Raw genomic sequence first — 17,331 nt, 5'->3', positions numbered from 1 at the left:
GATAAATTTAAAACATATAAAGAAAACATAAACAAGAATATTAAAATTCAATACAATTTTAAAGAACCCGAAAATTTTATAATAAAAGACCATTCTAATGGTTGTACAGTAATTTTAGTAACTGTTATTGGCTTGGTATTTCTTGCTATTTCAATAGGAAATCTTTTAGGCTATAATGATATTTTTTAGACCTCTCTCGATTGAATTAATTAGTATAAAATTATTAAAAAAGCAATAATCCAAAAGAAACCTATGCCTCTTTGCTCTTATGAAACTTTGATCCTTTCATTCTAATAATCTTTGCCCCTTTCCCATAAAATCCGTAGTTTCGCATGTCCAACTAGAAGAGAAAAAATGAAGGTCTGTATTGCTGAGAAACCAAGTGTAGCGCGTGAAATTGCATCTGTTTTGGGTGCCAATACCAAACACGATGGCTATTACGAAGGCAATGGTTATGCAGTAACCTACACTTTTGGACATTTATGCACCTTAAAAGAACCCAACGATTATAAACCGCATTGGAAAAGCTGGGATTTGAATAATCTCCCTATGCTTCCCGAAAAATTTGAAACCAAAGTGGTTCAGAATTCTGGAATCCAAAAGCAGTTTAAAATCATTAAAAGTCTTTTTGACAAAGCCGAAGTCGTTATAAACTGCGGGGATGCTGGACAAGAAGGAGAATTGATTCAGCGCTGGGTGATGAACGAAGCGCATTACAAAGGCGAAATTCAGCGATTATGGATTTCATCTCTTACCACAGAAGCTATTAAAGAAGGTTTTGAAAACTTAAAACCTTCTGCTAACTACGATAATTTATTCTATGCCGGATTTTCTAGAGCTATCGGCGATTGGCTTTTAGGAATGAATGCCACACGTTTGTACACTGTAAAACATGGCGGCTACAAACAAGTTTTGTCTATCGGACGCGTACAAACGCCAACATTGGCGATGGTTGTAGAGCGTTTTAGAGAAATCGAAAACTTTAAACCGCAGCCGTATTGGGAATTGCAGACTTTATACAGAGAAACGCTTTTTAGTTACGAAGAAGGTCGTTTTCTAAACCAAGAAGACGGACAAGTTATCGCGGCCAAAGTCAAAGAAAGTGATTTCGAAATCGTTTCTGTTGATAAAAAGAACGGAAATGAATATGCCCCAAAACTTTTCGACTTAACTGGTCTGCAAGTTTATTGCAATCAAAAATTTGGATTTTCTGCCGAAGAAACATTGAAGATTGCACAGACTTTGTACGAACAGAAAGTTATTACCTATCCCAGAGTTGACACAACTTTTTTACCAGGTGATATTTATCCGAAAGTGCCTGGAATTCTGCAGAAATTAACCAATTATGCCGAATTGACTCAGCCTCTTTTAGGAAAAAAAATCAAAAAATCACCAAAGGTTTTCAACGATAAAAAAGTAACCGATCACCACGCGATTATTCCAACGGGAGTTCAAAATAATCTACCTCATAATCAGCAGCAGGTTTATGATATTATTACCAGACGTTTTATTGCTGTTTTTTATGATGATTGTTTGGTGGCCAATACTACAGTTATTGGAAAAGCTGCCGATGTGACTTTTAAAGCGACCGGAAAAGAAATCTTGAAGAAAGGTTTCCGCGTTGTTTTTGAAGATCCGAATGCGAAGGAAAAAGAACCCGATTTACTGCCAAGTTTTGTTGTGGGCGAAAAAGCTGCCGCATGAACCTTCATTTCTTCAAAAAGAAACCAAACCGCCTAATCAGTTTACAGAGGCAACTTTACTGCGTGCTATGGAAACCGCAGGAAAACAGGTTGATGACGAAGATTTACGCGAATTAATGAAAGAAAACGGAATCGGTCGTCCGTCAACCCGTGCGAATATTATTGAAACGCTTTTCAAACGCCAATATATTGTTCGAAACAAAAAGCAAGTTTTACCCACTTTGACTGGAATTCAGTTGATTGATACGATTCAGAACGAATTGGTAAAATCGGCCGAACTTACAGGAACTTGGGAAAAACAATTGAAAGATATTGAAAAAGGAACTTTCACCGCAGCAGCCTTCATTAGAAACATGAAACGCATGGTTGAAGCTTTGGTTTATGAAGTTCGAAGCGAAACCAAGCACGCCAATATTTCGCATGCGGCAACGATTAAGAAACCAGTTGTAAAAGCGGAAAAAGAGAAAAAGAAAGCCTCTGGAATTTCAGCAGAAACTTGTCCGAAATGCCAAAAAGGAAAGATACTGAAAGGAAAATCGGCCTTTGGCTGCAGCGAGTACAAATCGGGTTGTGATTTTGTATTGCCTTTTGTTTTTCATGATAAAAAAATAACCGAAAGCCAGTATTTAAGATTGGTTCAAAAGGGTTCTACAGTAAACATAAAAGGCTTTAAAACCGATTCTGGAACTGTGGAAGGCTTAATTCGTTTTGAAGAAAATTACAAACTGAAATTAGAACCAAAGAAAACCGATAAAAAAGCCGAACCCAAAGAAAATTCAGATGCATTGGTTTGTCCGAAATGTAAAAAAGGAACAATTCTAAAAGGCAAAACGGCTTATGGTTGCGCAGAATATAAATCGGGCTGTGATTTTAAAGTGACTTTTGACGAAGTTCGCGAAAAACTAAAAGATCAAAAACCAACTAAGGAATTGGTTTATTCTATTTTATCAGAAAGTGTCTAAAAATTTTTCTGCCACGAATTCACGAATTTTCGCGAATTATTTTTTAAAAATTACTGTCTCTATATTATTTGCCACAGATTAAAATGATTAGTACAGATTATTTTTTTTGCCACGACTCGACCGAAGGGACTGACGTAGTAATTATGCAAATTTACACTAATTTATTTCACGCAGATTTTGCAGATTTGTGCAGATTAATTAGATTTTCATTTATCTAAATCTGCGTGAATCAGCTTAAATCTTTTTTAAATCTGCGTGAAATAAAAAAAGAGAGAACTTGTGCTAAACACACAGTAAAAAAAATCATTTTAATCCTTTTAATCTGTGGCAGATATAAAAAAAGAAATTCGCGAAAATTCGTGTTATTTGTGGCAAACATTTTTTTCATACATTAGTGCTATCAAAAACCTTATAAATATGTTTCAGAAAATTACTCTTTTAGCTCTTGTATTAGCCGCAGTTTCATGCCAGAAAAAAGAAACGGTAGAAAAAGATAAAATCAAAAAAGCCGACTGGTTAATCGGAAACTGGGAAAACAAAACTCCTGAAGGCATTTTATCTGAAAATTGGCAAAAACTAAACGACAGTACTTTCAGCGCTTCTTCTTATTTTATAAAAGGAAAAGACACTTTGCATTTTGAAACTATTGTTTTGGCACAGCTAGGCGAAACGCTTACTTACAAAGCAACAGTAAAAGGGCAAAACGATGACAAACCGGTCTTTTTCCCTTCTACTTCAGAAACAGAGCAACAATTGATTTTTGAAAATCCGAAACATGATTATCCTCAAAAAATTACTTATACAAAAGGAGCAAATAATACTTTAACCGCAGAAATTTCTGGGAATTTGAATGGAAAACCAAGTTCTGAGAAGTTTGTTATGACGAAAAAGTAGTTCAATGTTTTTTGTAAAAAATAAAATGACAAAAAGAAGAATTAGAATAATGATTAATATTATTTTAATTCTTCTTTTTGTGTCTTGTAACAATTATCAATTAAGCTATAAAAGTATTAAATCAGGTTTTTTGTATAACGATGGAATTTACACTATTCCTGGAAAGGATCGAAATATTTTGATCAAAGAACTAAAAGATGGATTGAAAATATTTGCCATAAGAAACAGTAAAAACAAAATACTGTTTCAACAAAACTTAGATGAAACTTTTAGCGCTTATCACTATTGGGTTTTATATGTGGATAAAAATGCTGATGTATGGTATTATAATTCAGATTACCTTTCGTCTCAGGCAGTAATTTTTAATAAAGAAACTCAGCAATATGAAATAAAAGATATCTGTAAATTTAAATTAGAATTACCTATCGAATTTAAAAAGGAAATAGAATCGAAAGGAGCTAAAATGTGTGATTTTTGATATAAAGTTTTGTCTTTTCAGAAAATAAATAACTATAACTTTAATGAAAAAGCTTTTCTTATTAATTCTGTTTTCAACTTTAATAATAAGCTGTAACGAAAAAACTCAAAATTATATTGATCCTATTTGGGATAATTTTTCATTTAATTCTACGGTATCAAACAGCAATCAAATCATCATAAAATCTTATGATTCAACAGTAACATATAAAACTGTAGAAGTAGAATTTTATCCCCCAACAACAGAATATAAAACTTCTACAAAACAAAAGGTAAAGAATTTTGAAGCCATTTTCGAAAACGCAGAAAAAACAGGTTATTGCTGTTGCCCAAAAAGCTCTTTTACTATTCATTTTCTAAATCAAAAAGAAGAGCTTGATTTCTTTTATGTAGATACCTTAGAGTTTAAAAACAAAATAAGAATTTGTGAAAAGAGTTACCAATATTCATACATCATTGATAAACAAAAATGGAAAGAATATCTTAAAGAAATATTCGATTAAAGTGTACAAATTGCCTAAAGTAAATCAATCAAGCCGAAAATTTATTTTTGGGAAATTAGAAGCGAGAAAATTTATAGTATCCGATTATTTATATTTAGCCGGATACATAATTGGAATAATGTTATATGTATTTGCGAGCAAATATCAACCAAGAAATATATTTGCAATCTCTTTTACTGTATCTATAATATGTGGTGGACAAACAATTTCGTCACCCTTTGGGCTGAGATTTAGAAACGTTTACTTTTCAATTCTCTGGTTAATACTTTCTCTCATTTTTTTAATTGCTAATTATTTTACAGCATTGATTCCTCTATTAACTTTTATTCTCTATCATATAATCAGAATGATATTTTGGAAGAAAAACAAAAGAGAATTTATTCCATATGAAACTGGAAAAGGGCAAATGTACCGATACAAAAGTTATTTTGAAGGCAGATATGGAGATCTGAAGGATAAAAGATATACTAAAATTCTTTTAGGAATCGGTATTTTAATAATTCTTCTTTGTTTTATCCAAACAATTGAATTAAAGGTTTAAAACGACAGTATGCCCAATTTAAAGTTATATGTAAATTAATTTATATAATAATCCTAAAAAACCTTAGAACCTCAGCATCTCAGAACCTTAGCATCTTAAAAAGACTACTCATTCTCCCCGATCTTATTCACCATAAAAATCATCAGGATTCCGAGAAGCGCCATAACAAGAAACGCCCATTTCATACTTAAATATTCAGAGATAAAACCAACCATTGGCGGAACCAATAAAAATCCGAGGTAACCAATTGTTGATATTGAAGTTAAGGCAGAACCACTGCTTAATTTTGAAGATCTTCCAGCAATACTAAATACTAACGGAACCACACAAGAAACCCCAAATCCGATTAAAACGTAACCGAAAATAGTTGGGTATGCATACGGTAAAATAAAACAAACACCGAAACCAGCTGTAATTAAGATTCCGCTATAAAGCAAGATTTTTTTAGTTCCAAATTTCATTACCCCATAATCTCCAAATATACGTCCTAACGTTACTGCCGAAGCAAAAAACACGAATGCCGCACTGGTTAATTTTGGAGAAGCTTTTAATATATTTTCGAAATAAATTCCGCTCCAGTCGTACATGGTATTTTCACAAGCCATAGAAACGAAACAAATTAGAGAGAATTTTACCAGATTTTTTTCTGGCATCGAAAAGAACTTCTTTTTAACTGGAACAGGTTCGTTGTGAATACTCATCGGATAAAAACAAGCCGTTAGCGCCAGCATAAAAATACTTACTCCCAATAAATGATGCGATGGTGCAATTTTCTGCGTTACCATTACATAACCTAATCCCGCACCCGAGAAAACGGCAATACTCCAAACGGCATGAAAACGCGTAATAATAGATTTCGGATATAGTTTCTGCACTTCCAGAGATTGTGCATTTATAGATAAATTGAAAATATTACGAGAAGCTCCAAAGAATAAAAGTATAATAACCAACTGCCAAACAAATGCCGCCAAACCAGGCAGAGACAACGCAATATTGAACATAACAGCGCCAAGAAGCATAATATAACGACTGCTGTATTTATTTAATAGTTTTCCTGTAAAAGGCATTGTTAACATTAAACCTATCGGAAAAGCAAATAAAACTGCACCAAATTCGGCTTCAGACAATTTTAATTGGGCTTGTATATGTGGAATTCTTGAAACCCACGAAGAGTATCCAAAGCCAGAAAGGAAGAAAAAAACAGTATTGGCAATACGATATCCTCTAGGCGTATTTTGAATCTTTTTAAAGAATGGTAAAATCATGAAGTCATTTTTCAGACTGCAAAATTAAGGCTTTAAAACTTTATCTCGCTAAAACATCAACTAAGAATTTCATTTAATTATCTCAATAATCAACATTTAACAATTTCAAAAATAAATGACAAAAAATAAAATTGTTAAAGTTACTTTAATTTTTACATTTGCATTGTTTTTATTTATTCTAAATAAATATCATTTATAAACCAATTAATAAATAGCAATGAATTACCTCAGTTTGAAAACTTCACGTTTTCTATTTTCTATCAGTTTTTTATTTTCGTTTTTATCTGCCTTTGCACAAAACCACGGAAAAATTAAAGGAACCATAACCACCTCAGATGGCGATGCTGCTGCAGGTGTAAATATTATTCTTAAAAACACAAAATACGGCACCGTTTCGAATGATGACGGTAGTTTTGATTTCAATAAAGTAAGAGCCAATTCTTATACACTTCAAGTATCTTTGGCAGGTTACCAAACCGCAGAAACTGAAGTTACAGTTACAGAAAATGAAACCTCAACAATTAATTTACAGCTTAAGGTTTCTAATAAAGAATTGAATGAAGTTATCGTAAATGGCAAGAAAAGCATTTTATCAAAAAAGACCGATTATGTAGCCAGAATGCCACTAAAGAACCTGGAAAATCCGCAGGTTTATAATGTTATTCACAAAGAACTATTGCAAGAGCAAATTGCGGTAGATATAAGAAGCGCGGTTCAAAATGCTACGGGCGCAATCTCAAAAATATATCCTTCTGGCGGACTTGAAATTAGTTTTAGAGGATTCAGCACGGGTGTAAATGCACGAAACGGCATGGAGACTCTTTCTGGGAGAAGCTCTATCTCAATTGATAATGCCGAACGAATTGAGGTGCTAAAAGGGCCTTCTGGAACTTTGTTTGGTTCTTCTGTTTCTTCATTTGGAGGAGTTGTAAACTTGGTTACCAAAAAGCCTTTTGAAACTAGCAAAACAGAGATATCTTATACAGGAGGAAGCTTTGGTTTACAGCGTGTCGCGGTAGATTTTAATATGCCTTTGACTCCAAACAAAAAAGTTTTGTTTAGAATGAACGCTTCGGCAAATACAGAAAACAGCTTCTTAGATTATGGCTTTAATAAAACAGTTTTATTTGCGCCGAGCATTATTTATAAAGCAACCGACAGATTAACGCTGAGTTTAGACACAGAAATTTTCAATACCAACAACACACGCCCTACTTACGGACGCTCGTATGCGGCAGGACTTACCAACCCAACAGACCTAAAAGTAGATTACAGAACGAGCTTATTTGCAGATGATCTTGACGCTAAAACAAGTTCTCCTAAAATATTTGCTCAGGCAGAATATAAACTTTCTGAAAATTGGAAATCTACAACATTATTCTCATTGGTAGACGAACGTGTCGATCATAGTTATCAGTACTACACTGCATGGAAATCGCCGACAGAAGTTCAAAGAATGGTATCCCGTTTTGGACCAATTCATAATAATTTTACCAATTTTCAGGAAAACATTAATGGTGAATTTTCAACAGGAAGCATCAAACATAAATTATTAACCGGTATCAATTACAGATTTACAAAAGGAACATTTAAATATGCTACCACACAAGTATTGGATTTAATTGATGTAACAACAGATTTTGAACCAATTCGAAAAAGCGATGTAGACCCAAAATTGAAAGAAATGCAATTTGGTGTTCCAAATGAGCAGACTTTCAGTGTTTATGCTTCAGATGTAGTTAGTTTTTCAGATCGCTTATCTGTAATGTTAAGTCTTCGTTTGGATAACTTTGTTCAGAAAAAAATCGAAGATACAGAGGGCTACAACCAAACTGCTTTGTCTCCAAAATTAGGTTTGGTTTATGAAGTAGTTAAAGATCAGGTTTCTTTATTTGGAAATTATATGAATGGTTTTCAAAATTCAGGTCCAGTAAATCAGCCAGATGGATCAATATTAATCTTAAAACCAGTTTATGCTAATCAATATGAAGGTGGTGTAAAAGTAGAAGCTTTCAATAAAAAACTAAGCACAACACTGAGCTATTATAACATTACAATTGATAATGCCACAAGAACAAAACCAGATGGATATAACATTCAGGATGGAAAACAAGTAAGTAAAGGAATTGATTTTGAATTTATTGCCAATCCAATAAACGGTTTAAATGTGACGGCTGGTTATGCTTATAATGACAATCGTATCGTTAAATCGTCTGACCCTTTAATTGAAGGCAACAAGGCTAGTGGCGCGCCAGAAAATGTGTTGAATTTTTGGGTTTCCTATAAACTTCAAAACACATTAAAAAATTTAGGCTTTGGTTTTGGAGGAAATTATGTAGACAAACAGTATAAATTTGAAGATGAAAGCTTTTATGCTCCTTCTTATTCTATTTATAGTGCAACAGTATTTTACGACAGACCCGTTTGGAGACTTGGAGTTAAATTCAACAACCTGACCAACACAAAATATTGGGATTCTTATGGAATGGCTCAAACTCCAGCAAACTTCTTAGTAAACCTGACTGTAAGACTTTAGTTTTCTTACTCAAATATTTCCCACAACCTCGAAATACGTTCCATATGAAATGAATTTCGAGGTTTTTTAGTGTTTTATTTTTAATTATTCTAAATAAGACTTATGTTTGTAAAAAATATCATTCTAATAATTTAAACTTGATCTTATGAAATCAAATACTTTAAAAACACTAAGCTTTTTATTTCTAATGCTTTTTGCTGCACCTCAGCTTTTTGCCCATGCTTTATGGATTGAAACCAAAGCAACAGGAACAAAAGGAAAAGCTCAGGAAATTTCTGTTTATTTTGGAGAATTCTCTGATAATGATATTACAAAAGCTGATAAATGGTTTTCTGATCTGAAAGATTTTTCTCTAGTTGTAATTTCTCCTTCAAAAAAAGAAACTAAACTAACTTCTAAAGCTCTAGATAATAAATACCAAGCTTTCTTTACACCAGACGAAGACGGAGTTTATACCATTGTAATGCATCATACCGTTGGAGATGTTTACGGAACAATGAAATTAGACTACAATTCTAGTGCAACCGTTGTTGTTGGAAACAAATCGGCTGGAAATGTAGCTGCGGCTAACAATAATAAGATTAGCGTTTTTTCTGAAAATGCCGATATCGCGAAAAAAAATACTGTAATTAATGTTTCTGCTTTATACGAAGGCGCTATTGCAAAATCTCAAAAAATTAAAGTAATTGCTCCAAACGGATGGGAAAAAGAATTATGGACAAATGATAAAGGAGAAATCTCTTTTACTCCTATCTGGTCTGGAAATTATATGGTTGAGTTTGCTTATACAGAGAAATCTGCAGGTGAACATAACGGAAAAAAATACGATGAAATCTGGAAAATGGCAACTTATCAAATTGCTGTAAAATAATTTCAGAAAATCTCATTCTTAGGTTTTAATTTCAATTGAAACAGGGCTGACTCAAAAATGAGCCAGCCCTGTTTTTTTGTAAAAATGCCTTCTAGAATATTCTATAAGGCATTTTAATTGGTTTTAAATACAAAATTAAAATAACATTAGAAAATCCTTAAGCAAATCTTAAGAAAAGACTAAGGAAGGTTTAAGTAAGAAATCCACTTCATAATTTCCTGTTAAAGAATATGTCTATTTATATTTGCACTCGATAATTTTTATTGAATCTAAATAAATACCATGAAATATAATTTACTATTTGTATTAGGATTATTGAGTTTTGCCTCTTATGCGCAAGATTATTCAAGCGCCGAATCTACTTCTTCAGTAAACGATACTGTTAAGAATAAAAAAGGGGAAATTTTAAATGAAGTAGTTGTTACTAAAACCAAAGAACCAAAACCCGTAACAGCAGTTCGCTCTGGATTAAAACCAATGGATAATCCACAAAGCATACAAGTTATTGGTTCTGAAATTATCGAACAGCAGCAAGCAATTAGATTAAGCGAAGTTCTTAAAAACGCTAACGGTGTTTACGTTGGTTCTGCACGTGGTGGTGCTCAAGAATCTTTCTTCTCTAGAGGTTATGACATGTCTGCAAACAATATGTTTAAAAACGGATTCCGTTACAATGCAGGATCAATTCCTGATGTTTCAGGTTTAGATAAAGTAGAATTCTTAAAAGGTGGTTCAGCGTTATTATTTGGAAACGTAGCGCCAGGAGGAATTCTTAATTTAGTTACCAAAACACCTCAATTTAAAAGCGGTGGAGAAGTTTCAATGCAAATTGGAAGCTACTCTTATTACAAGCCAGCATTTGATTTGTACGGAGGTCTTACTAAATCAATCGCATTTAGAATTAACGGTTCTTACGAGAACTCAGAAAGCTTTAGAGATGTTGTAAAAAACAAACGTGTATATGTAAATCCATCGTTGCTTTTTGTCATTAATCCTAAAACTCAAATTACATTACAAGGAGATTATTTAAGTGCAGATTGGACACCTGATTTTGGAACTGGAATTATTGGCACACAAATTCTTGATTTGCCTAGAAATACTTTTTACGGAGCACTTTGGTCTAATGGTAATACAAAATCTGCTAGTGCATCGGTATTATTAAATCATGATTTCAACAAAAACTGGAAATTAAACTTTAATTCTTCTTTCCAGAATTATGATAGAGCTTCAAAATCTACAGCACAATTATCGACTGTAAAAGACAATGGAGACTGGACAAGACCTTTGGTTCAAAACGACAACTCAGAACAAATTTTAGGAGATCAATTAAGTCTTCAAGGAAACTTTAATACAGGATCTGTAAAACATCAAATTTTTACAGGTGCAGACTGGGAAAACTCATTTGCAACAGCTTATACTTTTACATTTAATCCTGCAAATTATGATACCATCAATCTTTTCAACTTTGATCCGTCAACACAAAGAAATGATATTCCAGATGCTAGAGCAACTCAAATTGCAAAAACAGAAACCAACCGTTTTGGTGTTTATTTTCAAGATTTAATTTCGATTACAGAGAAGTTTAAAGTATTAGCAGGTGTACGTTGGTCTTGGCAAGAAGCCGAAGTTACAACTTACAAAGAAACTTTTGCTGGCGGAAAACAAACTGTTAAGCCTGAAAATGCAGTTCCTACAGTAGGCGCTAAAAAACTAGACAATGCATTTTCTCCAAAATTTGGATTAATTTATCAGCCTAGAAAAGAGGTTTCTATCTTTGGTAGCTACTCTACTTCGTTTACCCCAAACACAGGAACTACAGCAGATTTAAAACCAATTGAGCCTTCTATTATTGATCAATATGAAGCTGGTATTAAAACCGATTTCCTACAAGGATTATTAAGCACAAATGTTACGGTTTATCAAATCACAAACAGCAACTTGGCTCAAACTGCAGAATTTAAAGCTGATGGAAGTTTAAACACTGACACAAACGTAAAAGTTTTAAGCGGTGAAACTAAAAGTAAAGGTGTTGAAGTTGACGTTACTGCAAGACCAATTGACGGACTTAGCATTATTGCAGGTTACAGCTACAACGATATGCGTTATACTAAAACATCTGGTTTAAACGGAAGTTTTATCGAAGGCGATCGTCTTGTTAGAACTCCAGCAAATACAGCAAACTTAAGTTTCTTTTATACGGTACAAGAAGGTTTATTTAAAAATTTATCTGTTGGAGCTGTTGGAAACTACATCGGTGATCGTTTAGGAGGCTGGAATGACCAACACAGTACAGATCTAACTAAATATCCTGATGGAATCTACCATAGAGAAATTCCGTTAGAAGGTTATGCTACAATTGATGCATCTGTTGGATATACTTGGAGAAAATTCTCGAATCCTTTGTAAATTATCAAACATTACAAACGAATTAAATTATACCGTTCACGAAAATTATAGTGTGAACCCAATCGCGCCTCGTCAAGTTATGACAAGCTTGCGTTACAAGTTCTAAAATATTGAATTAGAGTTTTGATTTTATCCCAAGATTTTCAGTTTCACTCGAAAATCTTGGGATTTTTATTTTAAGCCCAAAACTAATTCAATTAACACTATTTTTGCTTGAAATTATAATCCTTAAAACCCAATTCAAGAATGTCGGATTCTACAAAAAACCAATTACAAAAAAGTTTAGGACTTAGTTTCAATATTGCCGTTTTAATTGGCGGAACAATTGGTGTTGGAATTTTAAGAACGCCAGGAACTATTGCAGAAATGCTGAATAATTACTGGATTATTCTTGCTTCTTGGCTCTTTGGAGGTTTGTATGTTTTATTAGGAGCAAATTCGTATTCAGAATTGGCTACAATGCTACCAAAAGCAGGTGGATCCTACAATTATATTAAAAGAGCTTTGGGCGAGTATGCCGGTTTTCTTTCTGGTTGGTACGATTATATTGTAAATGCTATTCCGCCCGCGTTTTATTGCATCGTAATTAGCGAATACACGATTATTTTATTTCCGCAATTAGCGCATTACTCGACAGTATTATCTATTTCTTTATTGGTTGCATTTGTTTTGCTGCACTTAAGCGGCGTAAAAAACGGAAGTGTAATTCAGCAGATTACCAGTTTACTAAAAGTCATTTGCTTTGTGGCTTTGGTTGTGGCTTGTTTTATGTATTCTGGAGTTGAAGTTCCAGCGATAAAAACGGATAGTTCTATTTTTCAAATCGGACTTATTTTTGGATTTTTTAAATCATTACAACTCATTATTGGAACTTATAATGGTTGGAATGCCGTTTGCTTTTTTGCAGAAGAAAATGATGATCCAAGTAAAAACATTCCGAAATCTTTGTATAGTGGTGTTTTGCTCGTTGTTGCAATCTACATTTTAGTGAATGCCGCTTTTTTTCATGTATTGCCAATCGAAACTTTAGCCAAATCTAATCTAGCTGCTGCCGATGTTGCTAAAATTCTTTTTGGAGAAAGTGGTGCCAAAATCGTAACGGTAATTTCTATTTTTTCATTAATTAGTATTTTGAATGCTTTTATGATGATTCCGCCAAGAATCCTTTACGGATTAAGCCGTGACGGTTTCTTTATCCAAAAAGGAACAACTGTAAACAAAGGCGGGACACCAATTGTTGCGCTATTGGTTTCCTCTCTTTTCAGTTTGTTTTTAATTTGCATTGGCTCTTTTGAAGTATTATTTTCTTTCGCTGCCTTTATCTCTATAATCGTTTGGGGATTGGCTTATTATTCGCTTTTAAAACTAAGAACTTCTGAACCCGATTTGCCAAGACCTTACCATTCTTTCTGGTATCCTTGGACCACTATAATAGCGATTATATTTTCTATTGCATTACTTGGAGGATTTATTTACAGTGACCCTAAAAGTTTTATTATTATTGTTGCGATTACGATCGTTTCTTATCCTTTGTTTTTGTTTTTGAAGAAGAAGTAAAATATTATAACAAAACAAAATCCCAATACTGAAATTCAATATTGGGATTTTGTTTTTTACCTTCTCGCCTTAAAATATTCTTCAAAAGAACTGCAGTCAGACATTAGATCAACATAATCATCTGCATATTTCGATTTTAAATCCTGATAGTATTTATTTTTACTTAAAAGAAAATCATCATAATTTTCAATTTGGCTATAGTAATCATCAGGGTATTGATATTGTAGTTTGTTTTTTTCGCACCTTCCTATCATTCTCAAGCATAAAGCTTTAAACTTATCTGTTTTAGCATGCTTTAACGCTAAAAGATAATATTGCTGTGCTAAATTACCTTGAAAATATTCTTTCTCATCTTCAAAAGGAGTATCATCAACATAATGATGCCAATTGTAACGGCGCATCATCCATGAATTTCCATTTTGCGTCATGTTATAATAAGCATTCGCTGTTAAAAAATAATAATAGTCCTTATTGACTTCTTTCGGATTAGAAGCCTTTTTAATATATAATATCAAATGTTCTGTAATGCTTCTTTTATTTAATCTAAAGGGCTTTTCTTGCTTAATAAACTCAGGAGTATACTTAAGGACAAAAAACGGATTTACATCAAACATATCTGATTCTTTGCAATTTGGTTTTTCCCAAAGACAATCTGCGTAACTGGCAATTTCGTCAATATCCAATTTTCCAAAATATTCAGAGGCTAGTTTGAGATTGTTTTGACGAATGTATTTTGTTCCAATCAAATCGTATAATCTTGGAATTTCTTTTTTAAGATAATTTTGTTTCCATTCTGAAAACGAATCTAGCTTCTCTCTTTTATTTTCAATCCTTTCTACTATTTCCCGCACTTGTTCTGGCGAATAAATCACATCAATGTATTCAAAGTAATTAGAATAAAAATCCCTGTATGAATTGCTTTTGTTTTTTAAAGTTTTCCAAACTGCTGTATTATTTTCAGAATAATCAGCAGGCTCTGTCACAACTTCATTAAGTTTTGAATATAAAAAAGCGGCATCCAATGTATTCTGTTTGTATTCTAATTCCCTTCCAATAGCAAATAAAAATTTTCTATTTTTTTCATTTTCAAGAAGAATTGGTTTTACTGCATCCAAAATAACAGCTTTTCCTTTTTCCTGATTAGCAGTTAAGGCTAATGCTTTTATAATTTTTATTTGATTATAAAGGGGCCCTGTTTTAGAAATTTTCTTTTCTATAGCAGCAATTTCATTCAAACAGCCCTGGTTGTCTTTAGTTACAAATGATAAATAAGACTTCCCTAACTTCCATAAAATTGGGTCATTAATTTTTTTAAGTTTTACGTTGCTTACAAATTGCAACACTTTGCCAGCGTAAATCCTATCATTTTCTACCCTATTTAAAACATCTTTTATCGAATTATTTGCATCGTCTGACCAATAGTCATATTTTGAAACCGCTGGATTAAATAAAGAATAATAAGGAGTAAAAACCCAATCCTCAATTTTATTAATTTCTCTAAGAAGCAAAAAAGAAAGGCCTTCAAATTTTGGATTGTACTGATAGACTTTTTCTAAACAAAACAAGGCTTGATTGCTCTTTTTTACACCTGCTAAAAAATAAACATTGGCTCTTTCTTCATCATTTTTAGCATACTTTAAAACATCTTCCAATGAAATTTTAGAGTTAAATACCTGAGAAATTATAAAGCGCTTATCTGGAGCTTTTACAAAAACTTGAGCAGCATAAAAATTCGCTAAGGCTTTATCGGTTTCGGCAAATGTCCTAAAATATAAACTCCAGTAATTAAGTATATCTTTCTTTTTTTGGTTTTTAAAAATAGTATCATACAATGATTTGATTTGTTCCAAATCATTATTATAATAGGCTAGTCTAATAGCCAAAAACGCATATCGTAATTTGATTTCATTATCTTTAACCTTATTAGAAATTTTTATGGCTTTATCTATAAGATTTTTTCTCTTTGGCATTGTAGCTCCTTCCTTTTTTTCCCATGAATCGCCATACATTCCGTTAAGAGGTTCGCAGGTTTTAGCAAATTTTAAATAATTTATGGCTTCTATATTTTTAGTTTTATAAAAATACAAAAGCATTTCATTCGAAGATTTTTCATTAATATCCTCTTCATTAAAATCATATAAAATGCTTCGTATAGCTTCGATAGAAACTTTACTTCGACAATATTTCATCCAAAGTTTTTCATTCTCATCGATTGAACCTTGCGGGTACACACCGTCTATATTTGGATAGAATGAATTATAAGAATAATTAAATTCTGAATAAGGATAGTAATTAAAATTCGAAGGGTTAAAAAATGAATATCGGATTTCTTCCCCAAACGGATAAAACCCGCAAGCAAAAATGCTATTACTTACTAAAATTGCTATAAAAACTAGAAAGTTCTTCATTGCTATAATTACTTAATTGTTCTTCGTCTAAATGAAATAATGTTACTGTTGTATTGGCGTCAAAGTCGACATTCTTTTTGATGACTTCAATTGCCTCATTAATTTTCTTTGAGGTTAAATTTTCGTATTTAATCTTGTCTCCAATTCTTAAATAAAAATTATCGACGACCGTATCTTTTGTCACCTCGTACCACAAAGGTTTAATTTCTTTCAAAGATTTTAAAACCTCTTTCTGTCCCTCATAAATCACTTTGTAGAAATGATCATTTTTATAGACCTGCATCCAAGAATAAGTGGGCAGCGCAATATCTAAGTGGAGTGGATATTTTCTTTTCTTATTGAGATAAAGTTTTAATTCTTCTATATCTAAAATGGAGTTTTTAGAATGATTCCCTAAAGGATTTATCAAATTATAACACATTAAAGTTGCTTTGTCTACAGGAGGAATACCCATTTTTTTAGGATATTTATAAGGATATAATCTCAATGTGCAGCTAATTTCTTTTTTTGAAACTGCCTTTAATTTCTTCAAAAAATAAAAATAATTATCCTTTGTTGTCAAAGTCCAATCACAATCCATTTGAAATTCTTTTGTCGCAATAGCACCTTCAAATCTTTCATTTGTATATTTATTAATCAAAAAAGCAACATTATTGGCAAGTGTATCTATCCTTTGTCTATTCGTGTTTTTAAAAACCTCGTTTTTAATATATACCGTTGGAACAATTAAAAAATCTTCCTTTTGATAAAAACGCAAAGAGGTTTTGGAAACAGGAAAATCTCCATAAGCTTCATTATGATCAATCTCAAAAAACTTAATATACAATTTCCTGACTTCTAAATCTTTTAAAACCTTACTTTCCTTTGAATTCAAACTCCAGTTGTTACTTTTCCAGTAATAAAAAGATTTCTCAACATTCTCAATTTTGTTGGAACAAGAGAAAAAAAGAGTCAAAATGGATACAAAAAATAATATTTTTTTCATTTGAAAAGGAAAATTTAGATAGTGAAAAATCGTATTAAATTTATATCATTTTAAAACACAAAATCATAAAAGTCCAATTTATTTTTTATAAAAAAAGTGACATGTAAAAACAATAAATCTGATTGATTTTAGAAAAGAAATACCATAATATTGTCATTCCGAGGAACGAGGAATCTCCGTAAGTGGCTCGACAAAGATTGGCGATTTTTATTGCGGAGCTTCT

General features: G+C 32.4%; 10 protein-coding genes and 2 pseudogenes. 9 read left to right on the top strand and 3 right to left on the bottom strand.

The window, feature by feature from the left end; translation table 11 throughout:
* Positions 1-354 precede the first annotated feature (354 nt).
* From ACPWTF_RS20005 to ACPWTF_RS19985, 5 genes and pseudogenes are all read left to right on the top strand, one after another.
* Positions 355-2,665 (top strand): annotated as a pseudogene (locus ACPWTF_RS20005) (DNA topoisomerase 3).
* A gap of 417 nt (positions 2,666-3,082) precedes the next feature.
* Entirely contained in the window at positions 3,083-3,559 is a 477-nt protein-coding gene (locus tag ACPWTF_RS20000) for a DUF6265 family protein (protein ID WP_427872664.1), read from the top strand.
* Positions 3,560-3,608: 49 nt separating this feature from the next.
* Positions 3,609-4,037, top strand: coding sequence for a hypothetical protein (locus tag ACPWTF_RS19995; RefSeq protein ID WP_427872663.1), 429 nt, complete (start codon positions 3,609-3,611; stop codon positions 4,035-4,037).
* A gap of 43 nt (positions 4,038-4,080) precedes the next feature.
* The gene (locus tag ACPWTF_RS19990; RefSeq protein WP_427872662.1) at positions 4,081-4,539 is read left to right on the top strand and encodes a hypothetical protein; all 459 of its coding nucleotides are present in this window, start codon (positions 4,081-4,083) and stop codon (positions 4,537-4,539) included.
* Positions 4,540-4,549: 10 nt separating this feature from the next.
* Positions 4,550-5,080 carry a hypothetical protein gene (locus ACPWTF_RS19985; RefSeq protein ID WP_427872661.1) on the top strand — a complete coding sequence of 177 codons (531 nt, stop codon included), beginning with the start codon at positions 4,550-4,552 and terminating at the stop codon, positions 5,078-5,080.
* Positions 5,081-5,184: 104 nt separating this feature from the next.
* On the opposite strand, the gene ACPWTF_RS19980 is transcribed toward ACPWTF_RS19985, so the two are convergent.
* Positions 5,185-6,345, bottom strand: coding sequence for an MFS transporter (locus tag ACPWTF_RS19980; protein ID WP_095929814.1), 1,161 nt, complete (start codon positions 6,343-6,345; stop codon positions 5,185-5,187).
* Positions 6,346-6,562: 217 nt separating this feature from the next.
* Here ACPWTF_RS19980 and ACPWTF_RS19975 point away from each other — a divergent pair, with 217 nt between their 5' ends.
* The 4 genes and pseudogenes from ACPWTF_RS19975 (at position 6,563) to ACPWTF_RS19960 (ending at position 13,715) form a co-directional block, all read left to right on the top strand.
* Complete coding sequence (locus ACPWTF_RS19975; RefSeq protein ID WP_427872660.1) at positions 6,563-8,881, top strand: TonB-dependent siderophore receptor; 2,319 nt, start codon at positions 6,563-6,565, stop codon at positions 8,879-8,881.
* A gap of 145 nt (positions 8,882-9,026) precedes the next feature.
* A complete protein-coding gene (locus tag ACPWTF_RS19970) occupies positions 9,027-9,752 on the top strand; it encodes a hypothetical protein (protein ID WP_427872659.1) in 726 nt (241 codons plus the stop codon).
* Between the two features lie 282 nt (positions 9,753-10,034).
* Positions 10,035-12,264 (top strand): annotated as a pseudogene (locus tag ACPWTF_RS19965) (TonB-dependent siderophore receptor).
* A gap of 140 nt (positions 12,265-12,404) precedes the next feature.
* A complete protein-coding gene (locus ACPWTF_RS19960) occupies positions 12,405-13,715 on the top strand; it encodes an APC family permease (RefSeq protein ID WP_427872658.1) in 1,311 nt (436 codons plus the stop codon).
* Between the two features lie 56 nt (positions 13,716-13,771).
* On the opposite strand, the gene ACPWTF_RS19955 is transcribed toward ACPWTF_RS19960, so the two are convergent.
* Positions 13,772-16,123, bottom strand: coding sequence for a hypothetical protein (locus tag ACPWTF_RS19955; RefSeq protein ID WP_427872657.1), 2,352 nt, complete (start codon positions 16,121-16,123; stop codon positions 13,772-13,774).
* Positions 16,083-17,108, bottom strand: coding sequence for a hypothetical protein (locus ACPWTF_RS19950; protein WP_427872656.1), 1,026 nt, complete (start codon positions 17,106-17,108; stop codon positions 16,083-16,085). The genes ACPWTF_RS19955 and ACPWTF_RS19950 overlap by 41 nt, the downstream gene beginning before the upstream one ends.
* Between the last annotated feature and the right edge of the window lie 223 nt (positions 17,109-17,331).

Origin of the sequence: Flavobacterium sp. MMS24-S5 (genome assembly GCF_050320125.1) — a bacterium.
Classification (GTDB): domain Bacteria; phylum Bacteroidota; class Bacteroidia; order Flavobacteriales; family Flavobacteriaceae; genus Flavobacterium; species Flavobacterium tyrosinilyticum.
This window is presented reverse-complemented; position numbering and strand designations above follow the sequence as displayed.